Raw genomic sequence first — 25,168 nt, 5'->3', positions numbered from 1 at the left:
TTGGGTGAACTAAAATAACAACTAACTATTATGGTGAAGCCGTTTTCTTCCTCCTTAGCCGTAATGATTAGCGCTAGCCAAGGTTGTTACCGAATTAAATATTCCCGAATTAATAGAGGCAATATGATGCAGAGTTTCTTTGAACTAATCTTGCATGTTCTTAGTACCTTAAGTGGTATGGTGTGGCAAATTTATTGGCCGCTGGCCTTTGGTTTAATGCTGTCGTCTGTACTGCGTAATATTTTGCCCCTTGATGTCGTTGTAAAGCACTTAGGCAGAACCAATGGAACCAGCCTCCTGCTTACCACGCTTTTGGGGATGGTCTCGTCTTCTTGTTCATATGCTGCGGCCTCACTGTCTAAAACACTACTGATTAAACACGCTACATTGCCTAATGCCATGGCTTTTTTAGTGGCAAGTACCAATCTGATTTTGGAAATGTTTATCGTCTTAGTGTCGTTGCTTGGTTGGCAGTTTTTGTGGGGTGAGATAATCGGCGGCCTGTTACTTATTGTCATAGTGGGCTTTATTTTCCGTTTCTATCCTAAAGAGCAGTCTCGGGCATTACGTGACAAGTTGTTGGCTGAAGAGAAAGGTGTTTCGACTGAAATGAAATGTGGTGAGACCATGCCCGGTATGGCTGCTGCAAGTTCAACATCAACCTCAGCCGCTAACCCAAGTCCAATCGCTAGTCCAGCCCCTAGCTCAAGTTCAAGCTCAAACGTAAACAAGAGCGCTACAGAGATGAAGTGCGGTGCAGATATGCCTGAAATGGCTAAAGCAGACCCAAGCACTGGGCCTACTCCAAGCTCAACCCCTGGTTCAAACGCAAACAAGAGCGCTAAAGAGATGAAGTGCGGCGCAGGGAAATGTGGTGCGGATATGTCAGGCTCTAGTGCGGCACATAATGCGGCGGAGCCGAGTTATATGGACAAGGTTCGTCGCAGTGCGGGTTACTTCTGCATGGATATCGGCATGATAGGTAAAGATATCGTTATTGGGGTGGTCATTTCTTCGGTATTGATTGCATTAGTGCCTGCAGACTGGTGGCGAGAGTTGTTTATCAGTAGTCAGACTAGCCTGCCCGCATGGATACATTCCTTATTAGATGTACTCATAGGTATCTTTGTGGCTGTGATTGCCTATGTATGCTCTGTTGGTAACTTATTATTGGCGGCAGCCTTGTGGCACGGCGGTATTTCATTTGGTGGTGTAATGGGCTTTATTTTGGCTGATGTGCTAACTATTCCTATGCTGCGAGTGTATGCCAAATATTACGGCACCAAACCTGCACGTTGGATGGGAGCGCTGTTATTTTTGAGCATACTGGCGACAGGGATTATTATTGATTTAATTTATATGCATGTGGATTGGTCAGCGTCGAAGGAAGCCATTCGTACTTTGCATCAAAGCGGCTTTGGTTGGAATTTCACTACCATGATGAATGTTATTTTTGTCCCGCTATCGATTTGGTATTACCGTTTAGGTAAGAGCTAGGAAGGTACTAGGTTCTAGATACTAGGGCGTTCGCAAGCTCACTTCTAGGAGATAGATCCTAGGACGTTCGCAAGCTTACTTCTAGGAGATAGATCCTAGGACGTTCGCAAGCTCACTGCGAGGACGCCAACAAGTTGGCTGCTAGGAAAAGCGTAAAGATAACAGCGTTACATCTTTGCTTTACTGTCTCAGCTTTTCCTAGGGCCTAGAACCTCGCACCTAGGATCTATGTTTTAAGCTTTACTGTCTCAGCTTTTCCTAGGACCTAGTACCTCGAACCTAGGTCCTATCTTTTACCTTCTAAGGCGTATAATACGTGGCAGCTCCAGGACCTACTGGCAGGCCAAATACAAACACCCAAAGAAAGAAGAAACAGGTCCATCCGATAAAGAACACAATCGAGTATGGCAGCATGGTGGCTACCAAGGTTCCTATCCCGAGGTTTTTCTTATACTGAGATGCGACGGCCAAGATCAGGCCAAAGTAACTCATCATCGGGGTGATAAGGTTGGTCACCGAATCACCGATTCGATAAGCCGCTTGAATAGTTTCTGGTGCGTAACCTACCAACATCAACATAGGTACAAAGATAGGCGCGGTAACGGCCCACTGTGCAGAGGCGCTGCCGAGCATCAAGTTGATAAAGCCACACATCATAATAAACAGCACAAATACTAATGGTCCGGTTAAGCCGACTGCATTTAAGGCATCTGCGCCAGATACGGCAAGTACTGCGCCTAGATTAGTCCACTTAAAGAAGGCGACAAACTGCGAGGCGAAGAATACCAACACAATATACATCCCCATGCTGCTCATGCTGCTAGACATGGCGTTAATCACATCAATATCGCGCTTCATGGTGCCCACAACACGGCCATAAACGAGGCCTGGAATGGCAAAGCAGATAAAGATAAATGCCACGATCCCCTTTAAGAAAGGAGAGCCGGCCACTAAGCCTGTCTCCTGGTTTCTTAATGGTGCGCCTTCAGGAATGATGGTGAGCGCTAACACTGCTGACATCACCAAAACCGTTAGTCCCGCGACCTTTAATCCTCTCTTTTCTAGAGCGCTAACCGTATCCATTTTCTGCTGGCTAAGATCGATTGCTGCTTCACTCACATCATATTTACCTAACTTAGGCTCAACGATTTTTTCGGTAACGAGTGCGCCAAGGAAAGTGATTAAAAAAGTGGAGACAAACATGAAGTACCAGTTTACTTCGGGGCCTACAAGGTAGTCAGGGTCGATCATCTGCGCCGCAGCTTCAGTGATCCCCGATAGTAATGGGTCTACGGTGCCAAGTAATAAGTTCGCGCTATATCCGCCCGATACGCCAGCAAAAGCGGCTGCGAGTCCGGCAAGTGGGTGGCGACCTAAGGAGTGAAATATCATCGCCGCCATTGGGATTAACACCACGTAACCCAGCTCTGATGCGGTATTAGAGACGATACCGGCAAACACCAACGTGAGGGTGACTAAGCGTTTTGAGGCTCCCATCACGAGTAAGCGCATAGCGGCAGATAGCAGGCCTGAACGGTCAGCTATGCCAACACCAAGTAGGGCAACAAGTACTGTACCTAGTGGGGTGAAGCCTGTGAAATTGGTCACCAAATTCGACACTATCAGCCTTAAGCCTTCGCCGTTCATCAGGCTGACAACATGGATAAGTCCATCGCTATTGCGGCCCGATGCGCCTTCTGGTCTTGGGTCAACAACGGTTAATTCGAAATAGCCTGCTATGCCACTTATTACCACAACAGCAGCACAAAACATGGCAAATAGGGTGATAGGGTGAGGCAGTAAGTTACCGAGTCGCTCAACCACGTTTAGGAAGCGAACAAACCAGCCATTAGGTTTGTTATTGGGAGCTGAGGGGAGATCGTCGGACAAGGGCAAACTATCGCCGTTATTGGTGCTCATAATATCTTCCTTCAAAGTAAGTTCTTTATTTTGTTGTTTTTATTTTAATTTTCTTCGACTCGAGTGACTACAAATGAGCACTGTTTTGTTAAGCCGATGTGGCATGATGGATAAGAAAAATTAATTAAACCTTAAATTGGCTCATTTGTTGTTAGCGTAGTTTGCCGTAATCGTGAGTGCCAGTGCGGCTTTGCAGGATTTTAAACTTGAATTAAGGAGGAGGTATTTAGCGAATTTTAGGCAAAAAAAAGGACTCATTTGAATGAGTCCAAAAGGGATTGATTAACAATATCCGTTGGGATTGAGATTACTATAGCTAGGGTTAGCTGTATCAAAGCTGAATGGGTAAAACGACTTGGGTTAACAGTTGTTAATCTTAGATGTTGCTAAGTGTTTTTAAGTCTAATTCCCTGATATTAGAGGGTTGCGTGCAGTTGTTTAGATAAAAAAAATGGACTCATTTAAATGAGTCCAAAAGGGATAGATATTGGGGGTGTCCGTTAGAAGCGTGATTACTATACCTAATACTATAGCTAAAGTTAGCTGTATCTAGACTGAATAAGTACAGGGTAATGTTGTCGCTCACTTTTATCTGCTGCTTGGTGTGGGCAGTTAGTGGCTGCTTGGCTTAAATGCCCAAAAGAATACAAATAAATAAGTAAGCTCAAAGTTAAATAAAAATACTGATTAGTTTGCCTGTTAGGGCATATTAGTTTGCAAAATACTCGAGATAACTTTTGAGGTGTTCAAAAAACAATAGACTGCTATTTGTGTTTAATCACTGATTATAAACGGTATTAGTTTTTGTGGTGAACAGAGAGTGTACGGCCGCTAAGATTTTACTCTTGCTTGAACCATTAAATGGATAAAGGTGGCATTAGTAGATGTTGAGTTAGCGTTTTTTGACCGAATTTATAAGAGTTTGTTGTGGCTTAGGTTAAAAAGTGACGCTATTGAAGGCTAGCAAATGTCGGTAGAAGCTGGATTTCGTTCCTCAAATAAGTAACAGTAAGAGCCATAAGGAAATAGCGAAGCCATTTTAATAAAAAAAAATAGATAGGAAATACAAATGGAAGGGATATTGTTGGGGTTAGGTCTAGTCGTGATTATTGGCTACTTATGGTATGTGAGCTTAATTAAAAAGCGTAATACGGGACGAGAAGCTTTATCAGGCATAGATGTTCAGCTGAAGAAGCGTTCTAACCTAGTACCTAATATTCTCAAGATCGCACAAAAGTATATGGATCATGAGAAGTCGTTACTAACAGAGATCACCGAGTTACGCACCTTGGCAACTAAGCGCTATAACGATACCGATCCTACAGCCGTTAAATCCCATCTAGAAGTCGCTGAAAAGCTGAATCAAAAAATGTCGCAGTTAATGGTCAGTGTTGAAAATTATCCTGACCTTAAATCAGACAATACCATGCTGCAAGCAATGCAAACCTATAACGAAGTGGAAGCGCAGCTTTCTGCGGCGCGTCGCTTCTATAACTCGGCAGTGTCTGAGCTTAATACTGCAGTTGAAATTTTTCCCGGCTCTATTATTGCCTCAATGGCCAGCGTCAAGGTGATGCCTTTTTATGAAGCCGATGAGGCGTCAACAGCCCCTGTAGATGCCAGTGATTATTTAAAATAACTGATTACTTAAAATAACTGATTATTTTAAGTGACTGATTATTTGAAGTAATTGGGACTTTTCAGTAATAGCCGCAATTCATATCAGCATTGCGGTGATGGCTGTTACTGAGATCATCGGAGTACATGAGTACAATATGAACCTCATTAGTTTTCTTTTTGGCGCATCGATAAAGCCTATCCGTAACAGTAATAATTTAGTTGCCGCCCCTGCTGAGATTGCCGAGTTTAAGCAATACTATCAGCAACACCTTGAGCCCCTGACAAGCAAATTTGAAAATGCGCGTGTTGCCAGTCTGCAGTCTTGTCGTCAGCGTTTATATCTTTGCAGTGCTATTTATCTTAGCGTTGCCGCGCTGGCATTTCTGTTTATGCCTTACTTGAACACTACAGATCCTTTGATGATTTACCTTATCGGGTTAGTGGTGCTAGCGCTGCCGTTTGCCTGGTGGGTGTTTAATCCGATTAAGCATTATAAAAGCGATGTAAAGCAGAAGATCTACCCGCTAATTTTTAAGTATTTTGGCCATGATTTTATTTTTAGTCCTGATCATAAGATGAGCCTAGCAGCGCTTAAAGCCTCAAAGCTGCTGCCTTATTATGATGCTGCTAACTTTGAAGATTATGTGCAGGGGACTTATAAGAATACGGAGATCGCTCTTAATGAGCTGCACCTTACCAAGCAGATTAAGCGCGATAAAAATACTGATACGGTCACCGTGTTTAAAGGAGTGATGATTGAGCTAAGCAGTCACAAAGGCTTTCGTGGGCATACGGTTGTGGTTAAGACTCGCGGCGGTTTAGTGAACTTTCTATCTGATTCTTTTAAGGGACTAGAGCGGGTAAAATTAGAAGATCCCATCTTTGAAAAGCAGTTTGATGTATTTTCTACTGACCAAATTGAGGCGCGTTATCTCTTAACTGTCACTTTTATGGAGCGATTGCAGGCGTTATCGGCAAGTTTTGATAACAAGATCCAATGTGCTTTTTACCAAAATAAGCTGCTTATCATGCTCGGCAGTAAAGATAATCGCTTTGAAATGGCTTCGATATTTAAAGCGGCAACCTTTGAATATGAATTTAGTCAGATAAATAAAGAGATGAAGCAGCTTTTTGCTATAGTCGACGTACTGCAATTAGATCAATCGACCGGATTATGATTAAGCAAGGATCGCTCGTTAGTTTACTGTTTTTTTTAGCTGTTACTGTGCAGGCCGAGGTTCAGACTTTGGGGCAGAAGCCACATTTTGTGGCTAATCCATCAAATAAAAGTGTGTTGGGGAAAACCATTGAGGTTAACGAAACTACCACAGGGTTAACTCATACATTAACTAGCGCCAATGTCATCAGCAATAGCCGTGCTCAAGGTGAGAAGGTTTATCATTACCGCACGACTACTGGCGTGTTGGTATTTAGCGATCATGCTCCGCAGCAGGGGCATTATCAGGTTCTACTGTTTGATTGTTACGCCTGTAAACCAGAATCAAATATTAATTGGAAATCGATCCCGCTATTTACCTCTCAATACCGGCTACAAATAGCCAGTGCGGCCAAGGCTTATCACTTAGAGCCTGCATTGATCCGCGCCGTTATCCATGCTGAATCCGCCTTTAAATCAGCAGCTGTATCTAAAACTGGCGCTCAAGGCTTGATGCAGCTAATGCCGGCAACCGCAAAAGAGCTAGGGGTGAGCGATGCATTTCATCCAGAGCAAAATATTGATGCTGGCAGCCGTTACTTAGCGCAGTTACTTAAGCGTTTTAATGGTGATATTAGTTTGGCATGCGCCGCTTATAATGCAGGCGCCTCAAGGGTAGACCAATACAATGGTGTACCGCCTTACCCTGAAACTCAAGCCTATGTTGAGCGAGTGCAGATATTGTTAAAGCGCTACCGTAGCAGTTAGCGCTTTTTACTCGAGCTTAAACCGATTGATATTAGGCTGCCGCCAAAATAGGATTGTTTACCGTTAAGCCCACTGTTCGCGAGCGTGCTTTAACATCCAGCCAAACCATAGGCACCACGATAAAACACAGTACGATATTAGAGATTGGCATCGCCATCCACACGCCATCAACGCCCATTATTTTTGGCAAAACATATAAAAATGGCAGCTGGATAAGCATATTCCCGCATGCTATCGCGAGGGCTTTCACCCCTTGATTCGTCGCCATAAAGTACACCGAAGACAGAGCGATAAAACCGTCGAGTGGCATAGCAAACAGGTGCAGTCTGATCCCATCAACCGCCGTTGCAATCAGCTCTGAATCATTGCTATTAAATAGCCCAACCATGGCGTGCGGTATGACATTCAACAAGGTTATCCAGCTAACGCCTGCAATCAGGGTGACCTTGACCGATAGCTTTAGCATCTTGTTAATGTTTTCGTGCTGCTCTGCGCCATAGTAATAACTCACTGGTGGCTGTAGGCCTTCCGCCACCCCCTCAGCGACTAAGTAATACAGCACCATGAGGTAGCCAACAATCGCAAAAGCGCCGACTGTTAGCGGCGTGCCATATTCCATAAACAGTCGATTATGCAGCGCAAAAACGAAACTGGTATAAAGATACATAAATAGGCTAGATGAGCCTAACAGCATGATCTGCTTGGCAAAGGGTATCTTGAAATACGTAAACTTTGCAGGCCAACGTATATTGCTGATACGTGTACAAAAATAAATAAGTCCTAAGATACAGACGATAGATTGAGCACTAATGGTCGCGATTGCTGCGCCAAGCAAGCCAAAGTTAAAGACACCAATAAGCAGGTAATCTAAGCCAATATTGACAAGCGCACCTAGCACCATTAAGCCAGTGGCAATGTTAGGGCTTTCATCATTGCGGATCAGCAGTGGTAGTGCCGAGGCTATTATTGTCGCCGCTGCTCCCCATATGAACACCCCGATATAATCTTGCGCCATCCCCAGAGTGGCCCCCGCGCCACCTTGGGCCTCAATAAAGAAAGTACTGAACTGCGACAAAATGGTGGTCGATATAAGCGCAAGACCTAGCATCAACAGTAAGCTAGTGGTCAAAATAGTCGGCGCTGCACGAGTGTCACCTTTACCACGTTGAATTGAGAGCAAACTCCCGCTCCCCATACCGATCATGATGCCAAAACCCACCATAAAGTAGATCACTGGCCAAGCCATGTTAATTGCGGCTAAGCCTTCATAACCGATGTAATGACCGATAAAGATACCGTCGACAATTTGATATAGGCCGTTAACCAGCATGGCGGCGATTGCAGGTAGGGTGTAACGCCAAAAAGTACGGCTAATAGAGTGATTATGAGTTTCTTCGGGGATCGGAGCTAACATTTGCGTGTAAAGGTTGATGAATAGTGGGCGGCACATTACTCTGTATTTAAGATTGAATAAAGTTAGTTACTATCTGTTTTAGATATAGGTTGATTGGCAGGTGAAGTGATGAATTGGACGTTAGACGAGCTTAATGCATTTGTTAATTCGGTTAAGTTAGGCTCATTTTCGGCGGCAGCCAGAAAGATGGGCAAGGCGCAATCTAGAATTAGTACTGCCATCAGTAATTTAGAAGCTAGTTTAGGGTTTGAGTTATTTGACCGCAGCGCCAAACTACCCATGCTGACGCCTTTAGGTGAGGAGATGTTTATCGAGGCGCAGTCGGTGCTAGCCCAGTGCCAGCGACTCAATGCGCGGGCGATGACGGTGACATCTGGTGAAGAAGTGGTGCTAACATTTGCGATGGATGAAGCTGTACCAGTAAACGCATTTGAAGCCCTGTTTCAACGGATTTCGACTCAATTCCCGCTACTAAAGCTCACCATTATCAATGGCTCACAAGAAGATATCGCTCTATGGGTTGATGCGGGGCGTGCAGATATTGGCATTATGTTCCACACCTCGACTATGTTGCCAGACTCACTAGATTTTATGTCGATAGGCCAGTTTAAGCATAGCTTAGTGGTCGCGCCGACTCACCCGCTGGCCTCTATTCCTGCGCCGACCCTTGAGCAGTTAATGTTATACCGGCAGCTGGCGATTTGTGACATTACAGGCCAGTCTCAAACCAAGCCGTTATCAGGCAATTATTGGTATATAGACAGCTATTACTACATCATCGCTTTAGTGCTACAAGGTGTGGGCTGGGCGTTAGTGCCAGACCATGTAGCAAAATCAGATTGGTATATTGAAGATTTAACCGCGCTATCGAGTGAATATATTACAGATCCGTTATTGGTAGAGATGGGCGTGGTCAATCGCCGCGATAAGCAGATAGGCCCGGTGATGCATTGGTTATTTGAAGAGTTGCACTCGGTGCTGCAATAACAGGAAAGCAGGTACTAGGGCGTTCGCAGGCTCACTGCTAGGACGGTGCTACGCACCTACTAGGACGCCAACAAGTTGGCTGCTAGGAAAGCTAAAAGCAAAGGCTAAAGCCGATTCATGGAGCCTGAATCTGTTGCTTGTTTCTTTTAAATCTTGGATTTTTCTAGGGCCTAGAACCTCGCACCTATAACCTATTTTTTAAGCTTTTCCTAGGGCCTAGAACCCCGCACCTAGAACCTGTCTTTTAAGCTTTTCCGTCTTGGCATTTCCTTAGGCCTAGGATCTAGCAACTCAAAAGTGGTAGTGTTTAATAAAGGAACGATTATAAAGGAATAATATGAAACGGATTTCGGTAATCTTGCTGGTTATGTTGGCATTGAACAGTGTGGGATGTTCATCAAACTCAGTGGCAAATGCAGGCTGTGATTTTGTTAGCGGCGCTCACAGTAACGAACAGCAAAGAGAGCAGCGAGAATCAATTGGTGGGAGTTCGACAGCATCAACTCAAAATAATAAAGATGTCGAAGTCGGTATCTTAAATGCAATTTTTGGGGTATTTAGCCGTCAGCTGAATGATGACCAAGAGTGTTTATAAGCATCAGGTTAGGAGATTTGACCTAGGTTCTAGGACGTTCGCAGGCTCACTGCTAGGACGGTGCTGCGCACCTACTAGGGCGCCAACAAGTTGGCTGCTAGGAAAGCTAAAAGCAAAGGCTAAAGCTGACACATCGCGCCGGTAATCTTTTGATTGGTGCTTTACTGTCTTGGATTTTTCTAGGGCCTAGAACCTCGTACCTAGAACCTATCTTTTAAGCCTTTTCTAGAAGCGACAACGTCGCGCTCTCGAAGTGACGCAGTCACGTCCCAGCAGGGCGAAGCCCGTTCTCGTCTTAGCTTTTCCTAGGGCCTAGAACCTCGGACCTAGGACCTATCTTTTAAGCCTTTTCTAGAAGCGACAACGTCGCGCTCTCGAAGTGACGTAGTCACGTCCCAGCAGGGCGAAGCCCGTTCTCGTCTTAGCTTTTCCTAGGACCTAGAACCTAGGACCTAGGATCTATCTTTTAAGCTCTTTCTTTATTCCGGCACTTCTTGCTTAACAGTTGTTTTGCCGCCGTTATGACCAATGCGACGCTCTAAATAGTCGAGCATCTCTTTGGCGGTAGTATCGAGCTGCCAAGGTGGGTTAATAACCCATAGGCCTGCTGCCGTCATACCAAAATCATTGTTATCGGGTCTAATCGCTTGCTCGATACGAAGTTGATTTTTAATACCGCTCTGGGCTAATAGCTTAAGCATACCTTCAGTTTGGTCTCGGTCTACAACGGGGTACCAAAGCATGAATACACCAGTTGAAAAGCGTTTATGAGCTTTAATAATCGCTTTTGCTACGTCTTGGTAGTCGGTTTTAATCTCATAACTTGGATCGATCAAAATCACGCCGCGACGCTCAAGTGGCGGCACTGCAGCGATAAGACCTTTAAGGCCATCGCCTTTGATCACACGAACGTGGCGATCGCCTGCAAACTGTTCTTCCAAGGTGAGAAAGTCAGTGCCATGCAGTTCGTGTAATACCATGCGATCTTTTTCACGCATATTCATGTCTACAAAGGCAGGAGAGCCTGGGTAAAACTCCAGATCTTGTTTACCTTGGTTGAAGTGTTTTACATCTTCTATGTATTGCACTAATGACTCAGGTAAATCTGTTCTGTCCCACAGTCTGGCTACACCATCTAAGTATTCGCCAGTTTTCTTAGAAAACTCATCGGTTAACGCGTAGCCACCCGCACCCGCATGGGTGTCGATATAAGCCATAGGCTTGTCTTTTTTGTGCATGAGTTTTAGCACTTGCAGCAAAATAGCGTGCTTGAGAACATCGGCATAATTGCCTGCGTGATAGCCGTGACGATAACTTAACATTGCGTTTAAAACCAAAGATGGAGAGAACGCTGATTATACAACAACTCCTGCTCGGTATCATAATTTGAGAGTTTGTCGCTGCATCCACATAATATTTTCGTCGACTAATGGTAGTTGCCAAATGGCTGTGCCGTCGTCTTGGTAGATGCGATAAAAGCTTAAGCTCGCTTGAGTTAGATGTTGTTTTCTTAACGCTAGATAGATGATTTGTGCGGTATCTGATAGCGCGTTGGGTGAAGACAATGTGGTTTTACCGACTTCGATATCAAAGCGTTCCACCTGACGTTGTTGCCATTTTTCTGTGGTGCGCTTGAATTGGCCACGGATCTCGTAGCGAATAGGCGTGGTATAGCAGTCTTCATCGGTGATACAGGCGGCAAAGTAAAAAATGCCGCTATCAGGTGCTAAATCGACCAGAGATATACGGATATCGCTGCGAACGAGACGATTGTTATCAAACGAAAAATATAGATCGCCATGGTAAATCTGCTCTTTTAAGTTGCCCTGATGCTTTCTAAGCTCTGGCAGGTCTAGCTTATTATAGGTTTTTTGCTCCATTCTTATTTTAGTGGTCAAAAAATCAGACAGGGCGAGTTGGCTACCGTGGTCTTTTTCAGCGCTAATGTTGATCAGCTGTTTGCCACTGCATTGACCGTGTTGATAATCCGGACAGATGGCAAAGCTGTCCATCTTGGCGCTGAGTAGGGCGAAACTGGTAAATGCGTTAAATGGTGCCAGCCAATTAGGTTCGTTACCGATCTGGTTAGCAAAACGCTGATTGATGATATCAGGGCTCAATGCTCGATCTATTGCAGGGGTAAACACATGTACCTCACCCGCGACATTACTGAGCTGACTCGCAATCAGGTTTTCGTTATAAGGCGTTTGGCTATGAGTGAGATAAGCGTAGCCGAGTAATAGGCTAAAGATGATAACGGCAATGGAAAAAAGCAGGACGGCTGTTGGCTTTTTTATGGTAGAGAGTGCTTGGTTGTGACCTGATAGGTGTAATACATAGCCATGCCTAGGAATGGTCTTGAGCTCAACTTCTGGATAGTTGGCTAGTTTTTTTCTCAATACACTAACGCACTGTTGTAATGATGATGCTGAAACCACTCTGTCGTGCCAACCTGTTTCTAATAAGGCTTCACGGGTGATTAACGTGCCCTGATGTTTGAGCATTAACTGCAGAACGGCTGTTTCGGCATAGCTGAGTTCGATACGTGATAAATCCTCAGCATCGACTAGGTGCTGTTGAGTCACGTTTAAGCTTAGCGTTGGCGTTAATTGCACAGAAATTCTCTAATAAAACAGTTATCTAATTGAGTATATTCTGACGTTTATAGCTGGGGAAATTGAAGCCCGTAAACTTTGATCCAGTTCCTGCTTTATAGCTAGCTTGCAGGCTAGCGCAACAAGTTTGCTGGTATAAGAAAATCGACTTACGTATATCAATGGCAAATTCAGATCAAACTCGTAAAGGGAATCGCCGCGCGAACTTTGCTAACTCTTGATAAAAGTTGCAGCCCAACGCAAAGCGTTGGGCTGCTGATGTGCTTGCAGGGACATCAATTACTTTTTGGGTTTAACCTTAAAGGTTATGCACCTGTTTAAGGTTGTCTAGCGAATGGCAAACGGCGCAAGCTTCTACTTGTAATTCGTTGGCTGTAACGCCAAATCGGCCGCCGTTTTGCTCCATGTGTGCACGTACCGCTTTGTTGATCACCATCTTACCGTCAGCATCTTCTTGCTTAGCATGGCAGGCATAACACGTTGCAGAAACTGGTGAAGTATACGCATCAACAGTGATATCAATCGCTGGGTGTGCTCTTGAATCTGGGTTGTAATCTAGATCCAGTGCCAATGGGCGACCGACTGCCGTTAGGCGTTCAACACCGAAGGTATCGCCTTCGTGACAGCGGTAACAGTTAGCTTTATCAGCAGGGAACTCAATATTACGCACGCCGTTTGCACGATCTTGGGTCGCACGTTGATTGGTGTGCAGTGAGTGCATCCATACCTTGTGGTCTGGATGGCTTACCGTAAGCTGCTCAACATAGTCCCAATCACTTGCTTTAGTGTGCATTTCTCGAATTGCTTGAGTTGGCGGGGTGTTCGGGTTATGACAAGCTAAGCATGGATCAACAATGTCGGCTGTTGAGCTTAAGAAACCTGGCTTACCGCCTGGCATCATAGCGCGCTCTTCAAATGGACGTACATGCTCGCCCAGTTCGTCGTGATCGTGACCAGAGAAACAGGTGGTATCTGCTAGCTCTTTGTTGATCTCAGTCTTGCGACTATGACAGTTACGACAAGCAAGCTCTGAGTTGTCGTTAAACTCATCGTAGCCATGGCACGTTCCACAAGTCTTGTTGCTAACAATCAAAGGACGCTTAGCTTCAGGTGCGTCAGTTAGGCCGTCTTTGTTGAAGAACCAGCGCTTGTTAGCTTCGGCATTTTTAGTATGTCCTGCTTGATCGCAGCTCACGAGGTTTTGCGCGTCGTCGAAGCAGTAAATAAAGCGATTAGTAATAAAGCCTGCGTCATCAATCAAGTCGCCAGAAATAGCATCTTGGGTAACAACTGGGCCCATTAGGTAAGTAAATACGTTGTCTTGAGACTTGTTTAGTGGTGTACGCTTACGTTCGCCAGCGGGAGTGTTTCCGCTGCCATCTTGGGTGATGTCTTTCTTGTTACTCTTAACAAAAATGCTGTAACCGCGGCTGGTGGTAAAGTCCACCGAGGTGCCCCAGTTTACATAAAGCTGCAGGTTTTTAATCCAGTCGGCATCAGCAGGGTTATTGTTTGCAACAGCAATACGTTGCCCTTGTCTATCAAGCATGGCAAAGCTGATTTCAGCAAAGTGCTCACCGTTTTTTTCTACGAGCTTAGCGTCTTCAAGGCTGATGTTGACGATATTGCGCTGATCTTCCTCTACTGCTTTCTCTGAGTTACTCATATGAACATCGTAAGTATTCTCTGGTGAGTGACAGGTTAAGCAGTTACCGTTATCAGGCTGAGTGCTATGGTCATATACTGGATTGGTGGTCATTTCGTGACAGCTTGAACAAGCCTCACGCGTTGGCACTTGGTTCCAGTTAGTCGCTTGTAGCTCAGTCTCGCTGATTTCTTTTGCGTGACAAGTGGTACAGTTACCTAGTGCCTGCGGGGTTATACCAATATGCGCAGTGTGTGCTAATACCGGCCAAACCATGGCAGGATTATCCATGTTGTTATTGGTGTGGCAGCTGGCGCAGTTTTCAATGTTGGCACCGCCATGTTTAATCGAGGCGATATCATCGTGACAGCTTAGGCAAGAACTGCCGTCGATGATGCTGCGATTGTTGGTGATTTCGCTACCATCAAGATTGAAGTCAGAGATAACTTCAGTTGCTGGCAGGTTGTCCGTTTCTAAAACGCTAAATAATACGCGCTGGGTGTATTCGCCATTGTGGCTGATATCGCCAGCAACTAAAGCTGCACTCATGGTGTAGCTGTAGCTGCCGTTCATGTTGTCGACTAATGTGCCTGCACAGCCTTTAGCGGGTGAACAGGTTTCACCAGCAAGTTTTTGCCACTGTGAACGCTCGCCTTCAACTTGCGGCATTAACTGGGCTGCGTTTAACTTAATTGCGGCAATCTTTACCACTGGAATCGCTAATTCGCTCTCAGCGCTAAAATCAATCGTTAGCGTGTTATCGGTAATTGTCGTTTTATCGATTGTTACTGTAAGCACTTTAGCCTGCGTGGTTACGTTACCACCTGGCTTGCCATCTTCACCGTCTTTACCATCATCGCCGGAACAAGCCACCATGCTCATTGAGCAGGCTGCTACAAGCGTGGCATAGCACAGTCTTGTTTTGAATTTGTTTGCGTTCATCATCACTTATCTCTCTTTATATATTTTCTTTAAGTCGCTTGATTTATCAACGACGCAAAAAAGTGTGCCTCAAGCACCGATAGCGCAACGTGAACAGCTACCTATTTATAGTTATATTGAAGTTTTTTAGGCCGATTTCAGCCGTTTTGAGCTGTTTTGAGGCTTTTTGAGGGGGGGCATTGAGCAAAATAAGCCTGATTTCTGCAAAACAGGCATTGGCGGCTGATATGGTTTCATCGCGAGGAGTGGTATTATCTGCAGGTTAACACTCAAACGTAGAGCCTAATTGTGACCAGCATTTTCTTTAATCGACATTACCCAACAATCGAATCGGCCTGCGAGCGCTGGGGACTGGTTTATGATCCTAATGCAGAGTTTGAGTTGGTCTTTGAAGATAATATCCTGACGTTAATCAAGCGCGATGAGCCAAAGCTGAAAGGGATCTCTGTCGATTTCGTTTCAGGCGCGGTTGCCCATCGTCGTAAATTTGGTGGTGGTCGCGGCCAGTCAATCGCCAAAGCGGTAGGACTTAAACAGGGCGTAATGCCTACAGTGGTTGATGGTACCGCAGGGCTTGGGCGTGACGCCTTTGTACTGGCAAGTTTAGGTTGCAAGGTGTTAATGGTTGAGCGTCACCCGATTGTGGCTGCGTTATTAGAAGATGGCCTGCGCCGTGCCTATGAAGATGCCGAAATTGGTAACTGGATGCGAGAGCGTATGAGCTTGTTTCATGGTTCGAGCATTGATTCACTCGCCGATGCGGCAGGGGCGTCGAATATCGAAGTGGATGTGGTGTATTTAGATCCTATGTATCCGCACCGTGAAAAGTCAGCATTAGTGAAAAAAGAGATGCGCGTGTTCCAGTCGTTAGTTGGTGCCGATCTTGATGCCGACGGCTTACTTGCACCTGCAATGTCATTAGCCACTAAGCGCGTAGTGGTTAAGCGCCCTGATTATGCTGATGATTTAGATGGCGTCAAACCGAGCATGGTGATTGCCACTAAGAAAAATCGTTTCGATGTTTACGTAAAAGCGGCGATGACAGCTTAGTGGGATGATATAAAGCGTAACGTTTTGGATTGGATAAGACTCTAATCTGCGAATTTTCCGTAAAAATGGCCTCTTGTTAGATTAGCTAATAAGAGCTTTTTTTTGTCAGGTTGTTAATGCGCTAGATAAACAGTTGAGCATGATTTTAGGTGACACTAAGTGAGCATAAAAATAATGCTTATATTCAAGATGCAAAAAGTATTTGATTAGGCTGCAGAAACAATACAGCAAGCAGCCTGATTAATGTGAGGAAAGTAAGTGAATATAAAGGCTAGTATTCAAGACGCAGTGCTCACGCCATTTACTCGAAGTATTTATCAAAAGGCATCTCTAGTTATCGGCTTTGGGTTACTGATTTGGTCTTATTTTTATGATGCTTTGGCTTTCTCTGTTTGCTTTACTGTTTTATTAACCCTTTACGCGATTGTGAGTTTTGCTTTTAAAGCGAGGCAGCGACAGCTTATTTATCTTAAAAATAATGTGGTTGTTGTCGTAAAGTCAGTTCTAATGTCTGCTTTTGATAAATGGGTATTTGGCTTTTTTATTGTTATTAGCATCGTTAGTAATACCTATGCTCTGGCCAATATTAACTTTATAGCCATTGGCATCATAGCGTACCAGTTTTGCATATTAATTTTTATTTACCGACTGTTACAGCGTCAATGTGAATTTGCTTTACCTTTGGATAGTCAGTATCTGCTGTTAGAAAATGAGCAGTCTAACTGTTTGCTGATTAAACGTTTTGACATCTATTTCTTAGAACAACAAACCGAAGTGCTACCACAGCAAGCTGAAGGTATAGAGCAAGCAATCGAATATATAGGCTCTATCTCGCTAGAAGAGGATGATGCAGATGGGGTAATTGCCACTCTAAATCAGCATCTATCAATGACAAGAGGGCGCACAGTGACTAAAAAGTCATGGCGAGCCAGTGTTAAACCATTTCTATTTGCTATCGCGGGTATATACACCTATGTTTTTCTGCTACCAGGCTTTTTTAAAGCAATATTGCCAGTAGGTCCCTATCGAAATAAATTTCGTGATGTCATTTATAGGACTGAGTCTATGTCAGATATGGGGGTGGTCGTTATGATGGTCATTACTTTTATCATGCTTGCCTTGCCGAGCTTTGTATTCATATTTACCTTCTATAGCGATATTAAATCTCGCTCTTTTAAGGCTGTTTGCACCACTAGAGATGCCGTTTGGCTGCTAACTCCCGGTACTTCTAGTTCTTCTAGCATTAGTGGTCATGAATCGAGGACGATATTGCGATCTACAATGAGTCATATTGCTTGTGCCGATATTCAAGTAGCCGCAGAAGATAACACTCCGCTGCGTTTATCTATCGATGGTGATATAAAACTAATTGGGCGTGACGACAACTTAATCTCATTAAGCAGTTGGGCTTGGAGTGGACGATTCATTCTCAATCATTTAGTTAAGCTTGGGCTGCCTGTGAGATTAGTACAACAAGCTAACCAGCCAAAGGTTGAATAACCCAGCACATTTGTGGATGTATCCGCTCAAGAGCTAGTTTGGTGGGAAGTCTTGTAATCATTAATATTAAAAAGCCTAGCTATTTTAGCTAGGCTTTGCTGTTTTTGATTGTTCGTTATTAATATAAATACAGAACCGAAGCGAGGCCTAAGAAGCAGAAGAAGCCCACCACATCAGTGACGGTGGTTAAAATGACCGAGCCCGACAGCGCGGCATCTTGATTCATTTTCTGCAATATCATCGGCACCATTACCCCTGCAATGGCCGCTACCGCCATATTAATTAAAATCGCTGCGCCAATCACAGTGCCAATAATGGGATCGTGAAACCAGTAGCCGGCAATCAGACCAATCACTGTCGCCCACAGCACACCATTTAAGATACCGATACCGAGCTCGTTTTTTAGCAGTGACATGACGTTACCTGAGGATACCTGCCCCATGGCCATACCGCGGATCATCAAGGTGAGTGACTGACTACCTGCAATACCGCCCATCGATGCAACTATCGGCATCAGTACAGCTAAGGCAACCACTTTTTCCAGCACATTTTCAAATAAGCCGATGGTGGCTGAGGCTAGAAGTGCGGTCAATAAGTTAATGCCTAGCCAGACTGCGCGGCGACGAGCACCAACGGTAATTGGCGCGAACAGATCGTCGTCCTCGTCCATACCTGCGGTTGCCATTAACTGCGCCTCGTAATGCTCACGCACGAGTGCAGTGGCGCTGCGCAGTGTCATGCGACCAATCATAATGCCGTTGGTATCGACGACGGCAATTTCTAATTCGTTACTGTGTTCAATGGCTTCAGCGGCTTCAATTAAGCTGGCATCGGCGAGAATCGAGCGACTGTCTTCCCAGAGTAGGCTAGCGAGTGTGCTCTCTGGTGCGGCACGAAACACATCGTGGCGACGTACGCTGCCAATATATTTGTCATCATCATCGAGCAGGAAGACATGATCATTACAGTCGAGTTTAATACGGCGAAAGAAGCGCTGAGCTTGTGACACGGTTGAGATCAGGTTTAACGCTAAGAATTGATGCTCTGCGTAACGGCCAATTTCATTTTCAGAGTATTGGTCATAGCGATCGTAGTGCTGTCGTTGGCGCTCACCCATTTGTGACAGCGCCCGCTCGGTCATGGCGTCAGATAGCGTATCACTCCACTCAATCAAATCTTCAGGTGAGATCTGAGAGAACAGCAAGTCTAACTCAGCTTCAGGCATCTCATCCAAAATGCCATTACGTGGATCAGCACGCATCAAGTCTAATACGCCAATACGCTCACTCGTTTCAACTTGCAACCAGCGCTCGTAACGTTCATCTAGCGGTAATGACTCTAGCAACAAAGCCACAGTACCGGGCTCGGCTTCTTCTAGCATGTCATGGAATAGTTCAGCCTGCTGCTCGCCCTCTGCATTGGTCAGTTGCTCAACCGATTGGCTCACTTCGACCATGGCTAACTCAGGCGTTTCATAGTCTGTTTCGCTTTGATGTTGGCTGTTATCGATAGGGTGTTCATCTTTTGGCAATGACATGGTTAACCGACCTTAAAGTGAGGCTATAAAAAACTGCGCAACTATATTGATTAACGTGTTAACTCGCAATGGTTTTGTGAGTCGTTATTGTGTGTAATTCGTGGGAATAATAACATTTTGCAGCTTTGATGTGGTAGAGGTTGATAGTTCCGATTTGGCAGGAAGCGCTAACAATACATACATGCTGTTTGGGGGGGGGTCGTTATTGAGAGGATAAACCTTACACTTTATCGGTATTTGTGCTGCCAAAATTGGCATAGGATATCCTTTACTATAAACATTGAAGGGCTCTCCCATGATTGAACAAGGACAAACACTGCCAGCGGGTACATTGGCACAACTGACCAAAGATGGCATGGTTAACCATGACGTTGCAGCGCTATTTACCGGTAAAAAAGTGATACTGTTTGCCGTGCCTGGCGCGTTTACGCCAACGTGTTCAGAGGCTCACCTGCCGGGTTTTGTGGTATTTGCCGACCAATTAAAAGCCAAAGGCGTCGATTTGATTGCTTGCGTATCGGTTAATGATGCCTTTGTGATGAAGGCGTGGGGCGAAGCGCAAAATGCCTCAGAATTAATGATGCTGGCCGATGGCGATGCTAGCTTTACTAAGGCACTCGGGCTAGAAATGGACACTGCTGGTTTTGGTGGTGTGCGTTCACAACGTTATGCCATGGTTGTCGATAATGGTGTGGTGACAACGCTTAATGTTGAAGCGCCTAAGTCGTTTGAGGTCAGCACGGCTGAAGCGATTTTGGCTGCACTATAACGGCATTTTATATTTGCTAGATTAAGGGAGCCTTTGGCTCCCTTATGATGTTAAGCCACCCTAATCCCAAGATTGAGCTCGATATTTTCTACGCTCTGTTGCACCTCTTTGGCTATCTCGTCAGATTGCTTTGATGCCGCTTTTGCATGATTCCTTAAGCTAATAATGGCAGCGGTAAAGTCATCTAAATAGCACACCTGCTGGTGGCTATGTTTGGCGCCTTGCTGAGCCGTAATCGCCATTTCACTCGCTTGTGTTTGCACGCTTTGTGCGACTTGCCATAGGCTTTGAGCGCGAGCTCTTTGGCTCTCGCTGGCATCTTCGATACCTTTGACTCTTATACCTAATTCGCTATTGGCTTGAGTGAGTTGGTTAAGTATGTCCATGATCTCTTTTAGTGACACTTGAGTACGCTGAGATAAGTTGCGCACCTCTTCCGCTACAACGGCAAAGCCTCTACCTTGTTCGCCAGCTCTAGCGGCTTCTATGGCTGCGTTAAGCGCCAATAAGTTAGTTTGCTCTGCAATATTGCCGATAACATCGATGATCTGTGATACATCGGTGACGGAGGTTGATAACCCCGTTAGTGCGTGATGACAGTGTTTGACCGCTGCTTGGGTTTCGTCTGTTGCATCCAAAACAGCTTGGGCTTCCTGTTGGCTTTGCTGCATCTGTAGTTGGGTTTGCAGTGCACTTTGCTCAACTCTCTCTGACGTATCGCTGACATCTTTAGCTAAGATACGAATTTGTTCCGTTTGCTGCTGAGCGGTTAGTACGACTCGCTGGGTCTGCTCCGTGCTGGCAGATATATGGCCAATACGATTAACGAGCTGGGATAATGAATTAGAGACTTGGGTCATCTGCTGGCGTTGCTGTTCATCTTCTTTTTCAAAGCGCTCAAGCAATTGATTAAAGTAGTTGGCTATCTGACCTGTTTCACAGCGTCTTTGGATGGCAATTCGTTCACGGCTATTTGATTTGGTGAGTTTATGGAAGGCTCTACTGAGGTGCTTTAGCGGATTAACCACTCGTTGCTGCAACACGATGAGGTAACTGACCGCAAAGATTATCAGGATAGATACCATGGAATAGATAGCAAACATCAGTTCCTGTTTGAGCTGTTGAGTTTGCTCTTGCTGCTCGATACCTAAAGCTAACAATTGCTGCTCTATGGCATTAATATCTTGGCTTAATAAGTGTTGTGAACGCTGGTTTTCAATCAGTAGCTCGTGGGTATTATTAATTTCTTTGTTATAACGACTGCTGAGACTGAGAAGTTCGGCTCTGGCATCTTCACCGATCTCTATCATTTCAGGCTCATCTTCACCGAGGGCAAATTCATCTAACTGCTGCGCCTGGTAGATCCCGATTAAAGTGAGTAAGTCTAGCTGGGCGTGCCAGTCTGTTAACTCAGTAATATGACTTTCAAGAATCGATTTTAATTGTTTATCTTTACCGACAAGGTAGCTATCACTAATCTGCGAAAGGTTATAAACCAGAGGCGGTAATAGCCGGGTTAAGTTTAGGTATTGATCCGCAAGTGCAGGGTGCTCATCTAAGCCCATAATGGCGTAATCTGCTAAACGACTGTTGTAATCGAGCATTTCTGATTCAGCGTGGGCTAATAGTTGCCGAGGGTTACCAGCCAGCTTGCCTGCGGCGCGATAGTCGCTATCTAGGGCATGAATAAAAGCGGTGACAATCTGTTGGAGTGGCTCGGTATTGAGGTCGTGCAGTGTAGCAATTTGCGTCTGCATCTGTTCGAGTTCGCCCTTAGCATTTTTAAGTTTACTGCTATCGCCACTGGCAAGGTAAGTATCTATCTCTCGCCTTATGTCGACTAAAAATCCTTGCTGGATCAGTTGAACTTGTAGGGTTTGTTGCTCGATAAACTGACGTCTATCGTTGCTCCAAAGTATGACCGATGCCAATAGTGCCGCAATCAATAGTAAAGTTATAGAGGCTGCAAGGGAGAGGGTTGAGATTTTCATTTTTCACGCCAACTGCAAGAGGTGGCGCTAGAATATGGCATTTGGGTTACAAAAAAATTACACAGGAACGGTTAATTAAAAGCTATTCAATTGGCAACCAAACTTGGGCATGTAATCCGCCCTCGCTACGATTGGTGAGGATCACCTTGCCCTGATGCCTATCTACGATACGTTTGATAATCGCGAGTCCTAAACCTGAGCCGACACTACCTCTGGCTGTATCACCTTGAGTAAAAGGTTGGAACAGTTTGGGGATCTGCTCTTCATCGATACCGGGGCCGTTATCTTCGACACTAAAGCCGATGTATTTACCGTTAAATTGCGAGCTAATTTTGACCCAACCGTTGCCGTAGCGGTAGGCATTTTCGACTAGGTTGCTCAGTACGCGTTTGACGGCAATACCTTGCATCGGCACGTTAGGGCATTCAGTGAGCTCTGAATCAATATTGCCTTCACGGTTAGATTCAGCTTGAATCACATCTTGAATTAGGTCGTTGATCTGCTCAAGCTCTCGGGTACCTTCTTGGTCTTGACGAATATAAGAGATGAACTGATTGATGATGGCATCCATATCTTCTATATCGTTGACTATGCCATCTTTTAAGTATTGATCTTCTTCAACCATCATCTCGGATGCTAATCGAATACGGGTAAGGGGCGTGCGCAGATCATGGGAGATCCCGGCCATTAACAGGGCGCGGTCTTGCTCCAACTGCTTCATGCTATGAGACATCTGATTAAACGTGTTGGTCACCTCAACAATCTCAGTAGACCCGCTTAGTGGTAAAGGTGCGGGGTAATCACCTCGTGACACCGCAATCGCCGCTTTTTGCAATCTTCTCAGTGGACGGTTTTGTTGGCGGGCGAACCACCATCCTCCCGCCACACTTAAGGCGCCAATGACCATTAAATATAAGGTGAGTGGAGAAAGGTTTTTCTCATTGAGTCCGGTTAGTGGCACCCTGATCCAGATAGAGGGAGCTTGAGGCGGGCGGATCCAGATCTCAAACTCTTCCCCTTGAGCGATGCGCACTTCTGCTTCACCTCCAAGGTACTCAGACATCTGAGAAGATAAAAAACTGTAGTAAACAGCACGGTCAATGCCGGCTTCGCGGGCTTGTTTCTGGTTATAAAACTGCATGGTGTCGTCGCGCACTTTAGCATTGAGCGCATCGACTATAGTGAGGTGTTCGCGGCCGATATCAACGCCGTCAACAAACAGTAATTTAACTTGCCTCGCTATTAGTTGGTTTATCTGCTGATAGCTGGGTTTAATAAAGTAAACGGCAACAGAGATGTATGACACTAGCTGATTGGTTAGCAGTAAGCAGCCAATTAACATGACAGTTTGGCTGAAGGAGCTGCGTGGCAAAAAGCGTTGCCACCATCGTCTGTTTAAGGGCACTTAGATGTCGTCACTTAGATGTAGTCACTTAGATATCGTCGTCTAGCTATTTTCGTGATTGGCCGTCGGGCACAAACACATAGCCCAAGCCCCATACCGTTTGAATATAGCGTGGGTTAGCCGCGTCGTTTTCAATCAGTCGACGTAGGCGAGAAACCTGCACGTCAATCGAACGCTCTAGAGCGGAGTAATCACGACCACGGGCAAGGTTCATTAATTTGTCGCGCGATAGGGGCTCACGTGGATGGCTGACCAACACTTTAAGCACTGCAAACTCACCGCTTGTTAGGGCGATACTTTCTTCGCCGTGATGCATTTCGCGTGTGGCAAGATTTAGAGAGTATTCGCCAAAAGTGATCTCTTCTTCTTGCTGAGTGGGGGCACCTGGTACTTCTGGTGTTTGGCGGCGCATAACGGCTTTAATACGTGCCAGCAACTCTCTAGGGTTAAACGGCTTGGGTAGGTAGTCATCGGCGCCGAGTTCTAAGCCGATAATTCTATCTACTTCATCGCCTTTAGCTGTCAACATGACGATAGGGATCGGGTTACCCGTTTGGCGTAGTCGACGACATATAGACAGACCATCTTCGCCCGGAAGCATAAGATCCAGTACCAGTAGATGGAAGTTTTCGCGTTCTAATAAGCGGTCCATTTGCTCAGCATTGGCTGCGCTACGTACTTGATAACCTTGTTCCATCAAGTAGCGTTCTAATAAAGCGCGTAGTCTCATATCATCGTCGACGACGAGAATTTTTGAGGTTTCTTGTCCCATGCTTTCGGTCCTTTTTTCTCGGCTGCCAACCCTTCTTGGTAGGCAAATAGCTGATATTGAATGCGATTGTTCCTAATATAGCTGTTTTAATATGTTAATGACTAGCAGGCATTTTAACTTATAGGTTAATACTGCGAGTTAAATCCATTTCAGCTTAAATTAAGCTTTTGAATATTAATGAAAATATAATTTATCTGCGGTGTACCTGAAATTGTAAGCAAATTGATAGCAGCAACTTTTGTGGTTATATTTTCTATATGGCTATTTGATGCGGTATGGCTCAGCTTGACTGGATCTGTGCTATGATTTTTGTCCATCAATTTTGATTAATTCCTTTTAGAAAGTAGAACCTATGAGAACCGCTATCGTCACCCGTGAAGGTTTCGAGAAATTGCAAAAAGAGCTAAATTACCTTTGGCGTGAGCATCGACCTGAGATCACTAAAATTGTGAGCTGGGCTGCGAGCTTGGGCGATCGTAGTGAAAATGCTGATTATACCTTTAATAAAAGAAAACTGCGTGAAATTGACCGTAGGGTTCGATATTTACGTAAAACCTTAGAAAATGTACAGATTGTTGATTACTCTCCAGCACAAGAGGGTAAGGTATTCTTCGGTGCTTGGGTCGAAATTGAAAACGATGACGGCAATAAACTGCAGTTTAAGATCGTGGGCTATGATGAGATTTTTGGTCGTAAAGATTACATCTCAATCGACTCGCCTATGGCGCGTGGCTTATTAAAGAAAGAGGTCGATGACGAAGCTGTGATTAAGACGCCTAACGGTGAGCAGGTTTGGTATATCAATCGTATTTCTTATCAAGGCTTTGAGGCGTAACGTCTCTACCTTTCTGACAGATTAAGCGCAGTCAAACTCATTGGCTGCACTGTTTCATCATGCAAATAACATAATTGTCTTAGTATTAGCATTAACCAAATCCATGTGCTGTGGTATCTTTGGCTCAATACCCTTTATCAACTAGGCTCG

The 25,168-nt window shown here is 45.0% G+C and carries 19 protein-coding genes; 10 read left to right on the top strand and 9 right to left on the bottom strand.

Features of this window, described 5'->3' with window-relative positions:
* The first annotated feature begins 123 nt into the window (after positions 1-123).
* Positions 124-1,497 carry a permease gene (locus tag ACVBIK_RS03300; RefSeq protein WP_447169095.1) on the top strand — a complete coding sequence of 458 codons (1,374 nt, stop codon included), beginning with the start codon at positions 124-126 and terminating at the stop codon, positions 1,495-1,497.
* A 300-nt stretch (positions 1,498-1,797) separates the two neighbouring features.
* Here the strand turns inward: ACVBIK_RS03300 and ACVBIK_RS03295 are convergent, their stop codons facing one another.
* Positions 1,798-3,417 (bottom strand): AbgT family transporter, encoded by a 1,620-nt coding sequence (locus ACVBIK_RS03295; protein WP_447159020.1) that lies wholly within the window; start codon positions 3,415-3,417, stop codon positions 1,798-1,800.
* A gap of 1,069 nt (positions 3,418-4,486) precedes the next feature.
* Here ACVBIK_RS03295 and ACVBIK_RS03290 point away from each other — a divergent pair.
* The 3 genes from ACVBIK_RS03290 (at position 4,487) to ACVBIK_RS03280 (ending at position 6,961) form a co-directional block, all read left to right on the top strand.
* Positions 4,487-5,056 carry a LemA family protein gene (locus ACVBIK_RS03290; RefSeq protein ID WP_447159019.1) on the top strand — a complete coding sequence of 190 codons (570 nt, stop codon included), beginning with the start codon at positions 4,487-4,489 and terminating at the stop codon, positions 5,054-5,056.
* 136 nt (positions 5,057-5,192) lie between these two features.
* On the top strand, positions 5,193-6,215 hold the full coding sequence (locus ACVBIK_RS03285) for a DUF3137 domain-containing protein (RefSeq protein ID WP_447159018.1): 1,023 nt from the start codon (positions 5,193-5,195) through the stop codon (positions 6,213-6,215).
* On the top strand, positions 6,212-6,961 hold the full coding sequence (locus tag ACVBIK_RS03280) for a lytic transglycosylase domain-containing protein (protein ID WP_447169094.1): 750 nt from the start codon (positions 6,212-6,214) through the stop codon (positions 6,959-6,961). Before ACVBIK_RS03285 ends, ACVBIK_RS03280 begins: the two co-directional genes overlap by 4 nt.
* A gap of 31 nt (positions 6,962-6,992) precedes the next feature.
* Here the strand turns inward: ACVBIK_RS03280 and ACVBIK_RS03275 are convergent, their stop codons facing one another.
* Entirely contained in the window at positions 6,993-8,375 is a 1,383-nt protein-coding gene (locus tag ACVBIK_RS03275) for an MATE family efflux transporter (RefSeq protein WP_447169136.1), read from the bottom strand.
* Between the two features lie 108 nt (positions 8,376-8,483).
* Here ACVBIK_RS03275 and ACVBIK_RS03270 point away from each other — a divergent pair, with 108 nt between their 5' ends.
* Entirely contained in the window at positions 8,484-9,362 is an 879-nt protein-coding gene (locus tag ACVBIK_RS03270) for a LysR family transcriptional regulator (RefSeq protein ID WP_447159016.1), read from the top strand.
* A 337-nt stretch (positions 9,363-9,699) separates the two neighbouring features.
* The gene (locus ACVBIK_RS03265; protein ID WP_447169093.1) at positions 9,700-9,957 is read left to right on the top strand and encodes a hypothetical protein; all 258 of its coding nucleotides are present in this window, start codon (positions 9,700-9,702) and stop codon (positions 9,955-9,957) included.
* Positions 9,958-10,436: 479 nt separating this feature from the next.
* On the opposite strand, the gene ACVBIK_RS03260 is transcribed toward ACVBIK_RS03265, so the two are convergent.
* The 3 genes from ACVBIK_RS03260 to ACVBIK_RS03250 all read right to left on the bottom strand — a co-directional run bounded on the left by ACVBIK_RS03260 (position 10,437) and on the right by ACVBIK_RS03250 (position 15,162).
* Entirely contained in the window at positions 10,437-11,279 is an 843-nt protein-coding gene (locus ACVBIK_RS03260) for a 23S rRNA (adenine(2030)-N(6))-methyltransferase RlmJ (protein WP_447159014.1), read from the bottom strand.
* A 57-nt stretch (positions 11,280-11,336) separates the two neighbouring features.
* A complete protein-coding gene (locus ACVBIK_RS03255; RefSeq protein ID WP_447169092.1) occupies positions 11,337-12,572 on the bottom strand; it encodes a winged helix-turn-helix domain-containing protein in 1,236 nt (411 codons plus the stop codon).
* A gap of 298 nt (positions 12,573-12,870) precedes the next feature.
* Positions 12,871-15,162: a multiheme c-type cytochrome gene (locus ACVBIK_RS03250; protein WP_447169091.1), complete on the bottom strand. Its 2,292-nt coding sequence runs from the start codon at positions 15,160-15,162 to the stop codon at positions 12,871-12,873.
* Positions 15,163-15,447: 285 nt separating this feature from the next.
* Between ACVBIK_RS03250 and ACVBIK_RS03245 the strand changes: the two genes are divergently transcribed.
* Together ACVBIK_RS03245 and ACVBIK_RS03240 are read left to right on the top strand one after the other, a co-directional pair.
* Complete coding sequence (locus ACVBIK_RS03245; RefSeq protein WP_447163063.1) at positions 15,448-16,209, top strand: class I SAM-dependent methyltransferase; 762 nt, start codon at positions 15,448-15,450, stop codon at positions 16,207-16,209.
* 258 nt (positions 16,210-16,467) lie between these two features.
* On the top strand, positions 16,468-17,709 hold the full coding sequence (locus ACVBIK_RS03240) for a hypothetical protein (RefSeq protein WP_447163062.1): 1,242 nt from the start codon (positions 16,468-16,470) through the stop codon (positions 17,707-17,709).
* Between the two features lie 118 nt (positions 17,710-17,827).
* Here the strand turns inward: ACVBIK_RS03240 and ACVBIK_RS03235 are convergent, their stop codons facing one another.
* On the bottom strand, positions 17,828-19,246 hold the full coding sequence (locus ACVBIK_RS03235; protein ID WP_447169090.1) for a magnesium transporter: 1,419 nt from the start codon (positions 19,244-19,246) through the stop codon (positions 17,828-17,830).
* 295 nt (positions 19,247-19,541) lie between these two features.
* On the opposite strand from ACVBIK_RS03235, the gene ACVBIK_RS03230 reads away from it, so the two are divergent.
* Positions 19,542-20,015 (top strand): redoxin family protein, encoded by a 474-nt coding sequence (locus tag ACVBIK_RS03230; protein WP_447159008.1) that lies wholly within the window; start codon positions 19,542-19,544, stop codon positions 20,013-20,015.
* 50 nt (positions 20,016-20,065) lie between these two features.
* Here the strand turns inward: ACVBIK_RS03230 and ACVBIK_RS03225 are convergent, their stop codons facing one another.
* The 3 genes from ACVBIK_RS03225 to ompR all read right to left on the bottom strand — a co-directional run bounded on the left by ACVBIK_RS03225 (position 20,066) and on the right by ompR (position 24,183).
* Positions 20,066-22,006, bottom strand: coding sequence for a methyl-accepting chemotaxis protein (locus ACVBIK_RS03225; RefSeq protein ID WP_447169089.1), 1,941 nt, complete (start codon positions 22,004-22,006; stop codon positions 20,066-20,068).
* 82 nt (positions 22,007-22,088) lie between these two features.
* Positions 22,089-23,411: a two-component system sensor histidine kinase EnvZ gene (envZ, locus tag ACVBIK_RS03220; RefSeq protein ID WP_447163059.1), complete on the bottom strand. Its 1,323-nt coding sequence runs from the start codon at positions 23,409-23,411 to the stop codon at positions 22,089-22,091.
* 46 nt (positions 23,412-23,457) lie between these two features.
* Positions 23,458-24,183 (bottom strand): osmolarity response regulator transcription factor OmpR, encoded by a 726-nt coding sequence (gene ompR, locus ACVBIK_RS03215; RefSeq protein ID WP_447159005.1) that lies wholly within the window; start codon positions 24,181-24,183, stop codon positions 23,458-23,460.
* 352 nt (positions 24,184-24,535) lie between these two features.
* Between ompR and greB the strand changes: the two genes are divergently transcribed.
* Positions 24,536-25,018: a transcription elongation factor GreB gene (gene greB, locus ACVBIK_RS03210; RefSeq protein WP_447159004.1), complete on the top strand. Its 483-nt coding sequence runs from the start codon at positions 24,536-24,538 to the stop codon at positions 25,016-25,018.
* The last annotated feature ends 150 nt before the right edge of the window (positions 25,019-25,168 follow it).

The sequence above is a fragment of the Shewanella sp. 125m-1 genome (assembly GCF_052977065.1).
Note: the sequence above shows the minus strand (reverse complement) of the source record. Positions and strands in the feature narration are given on the sequence as shown.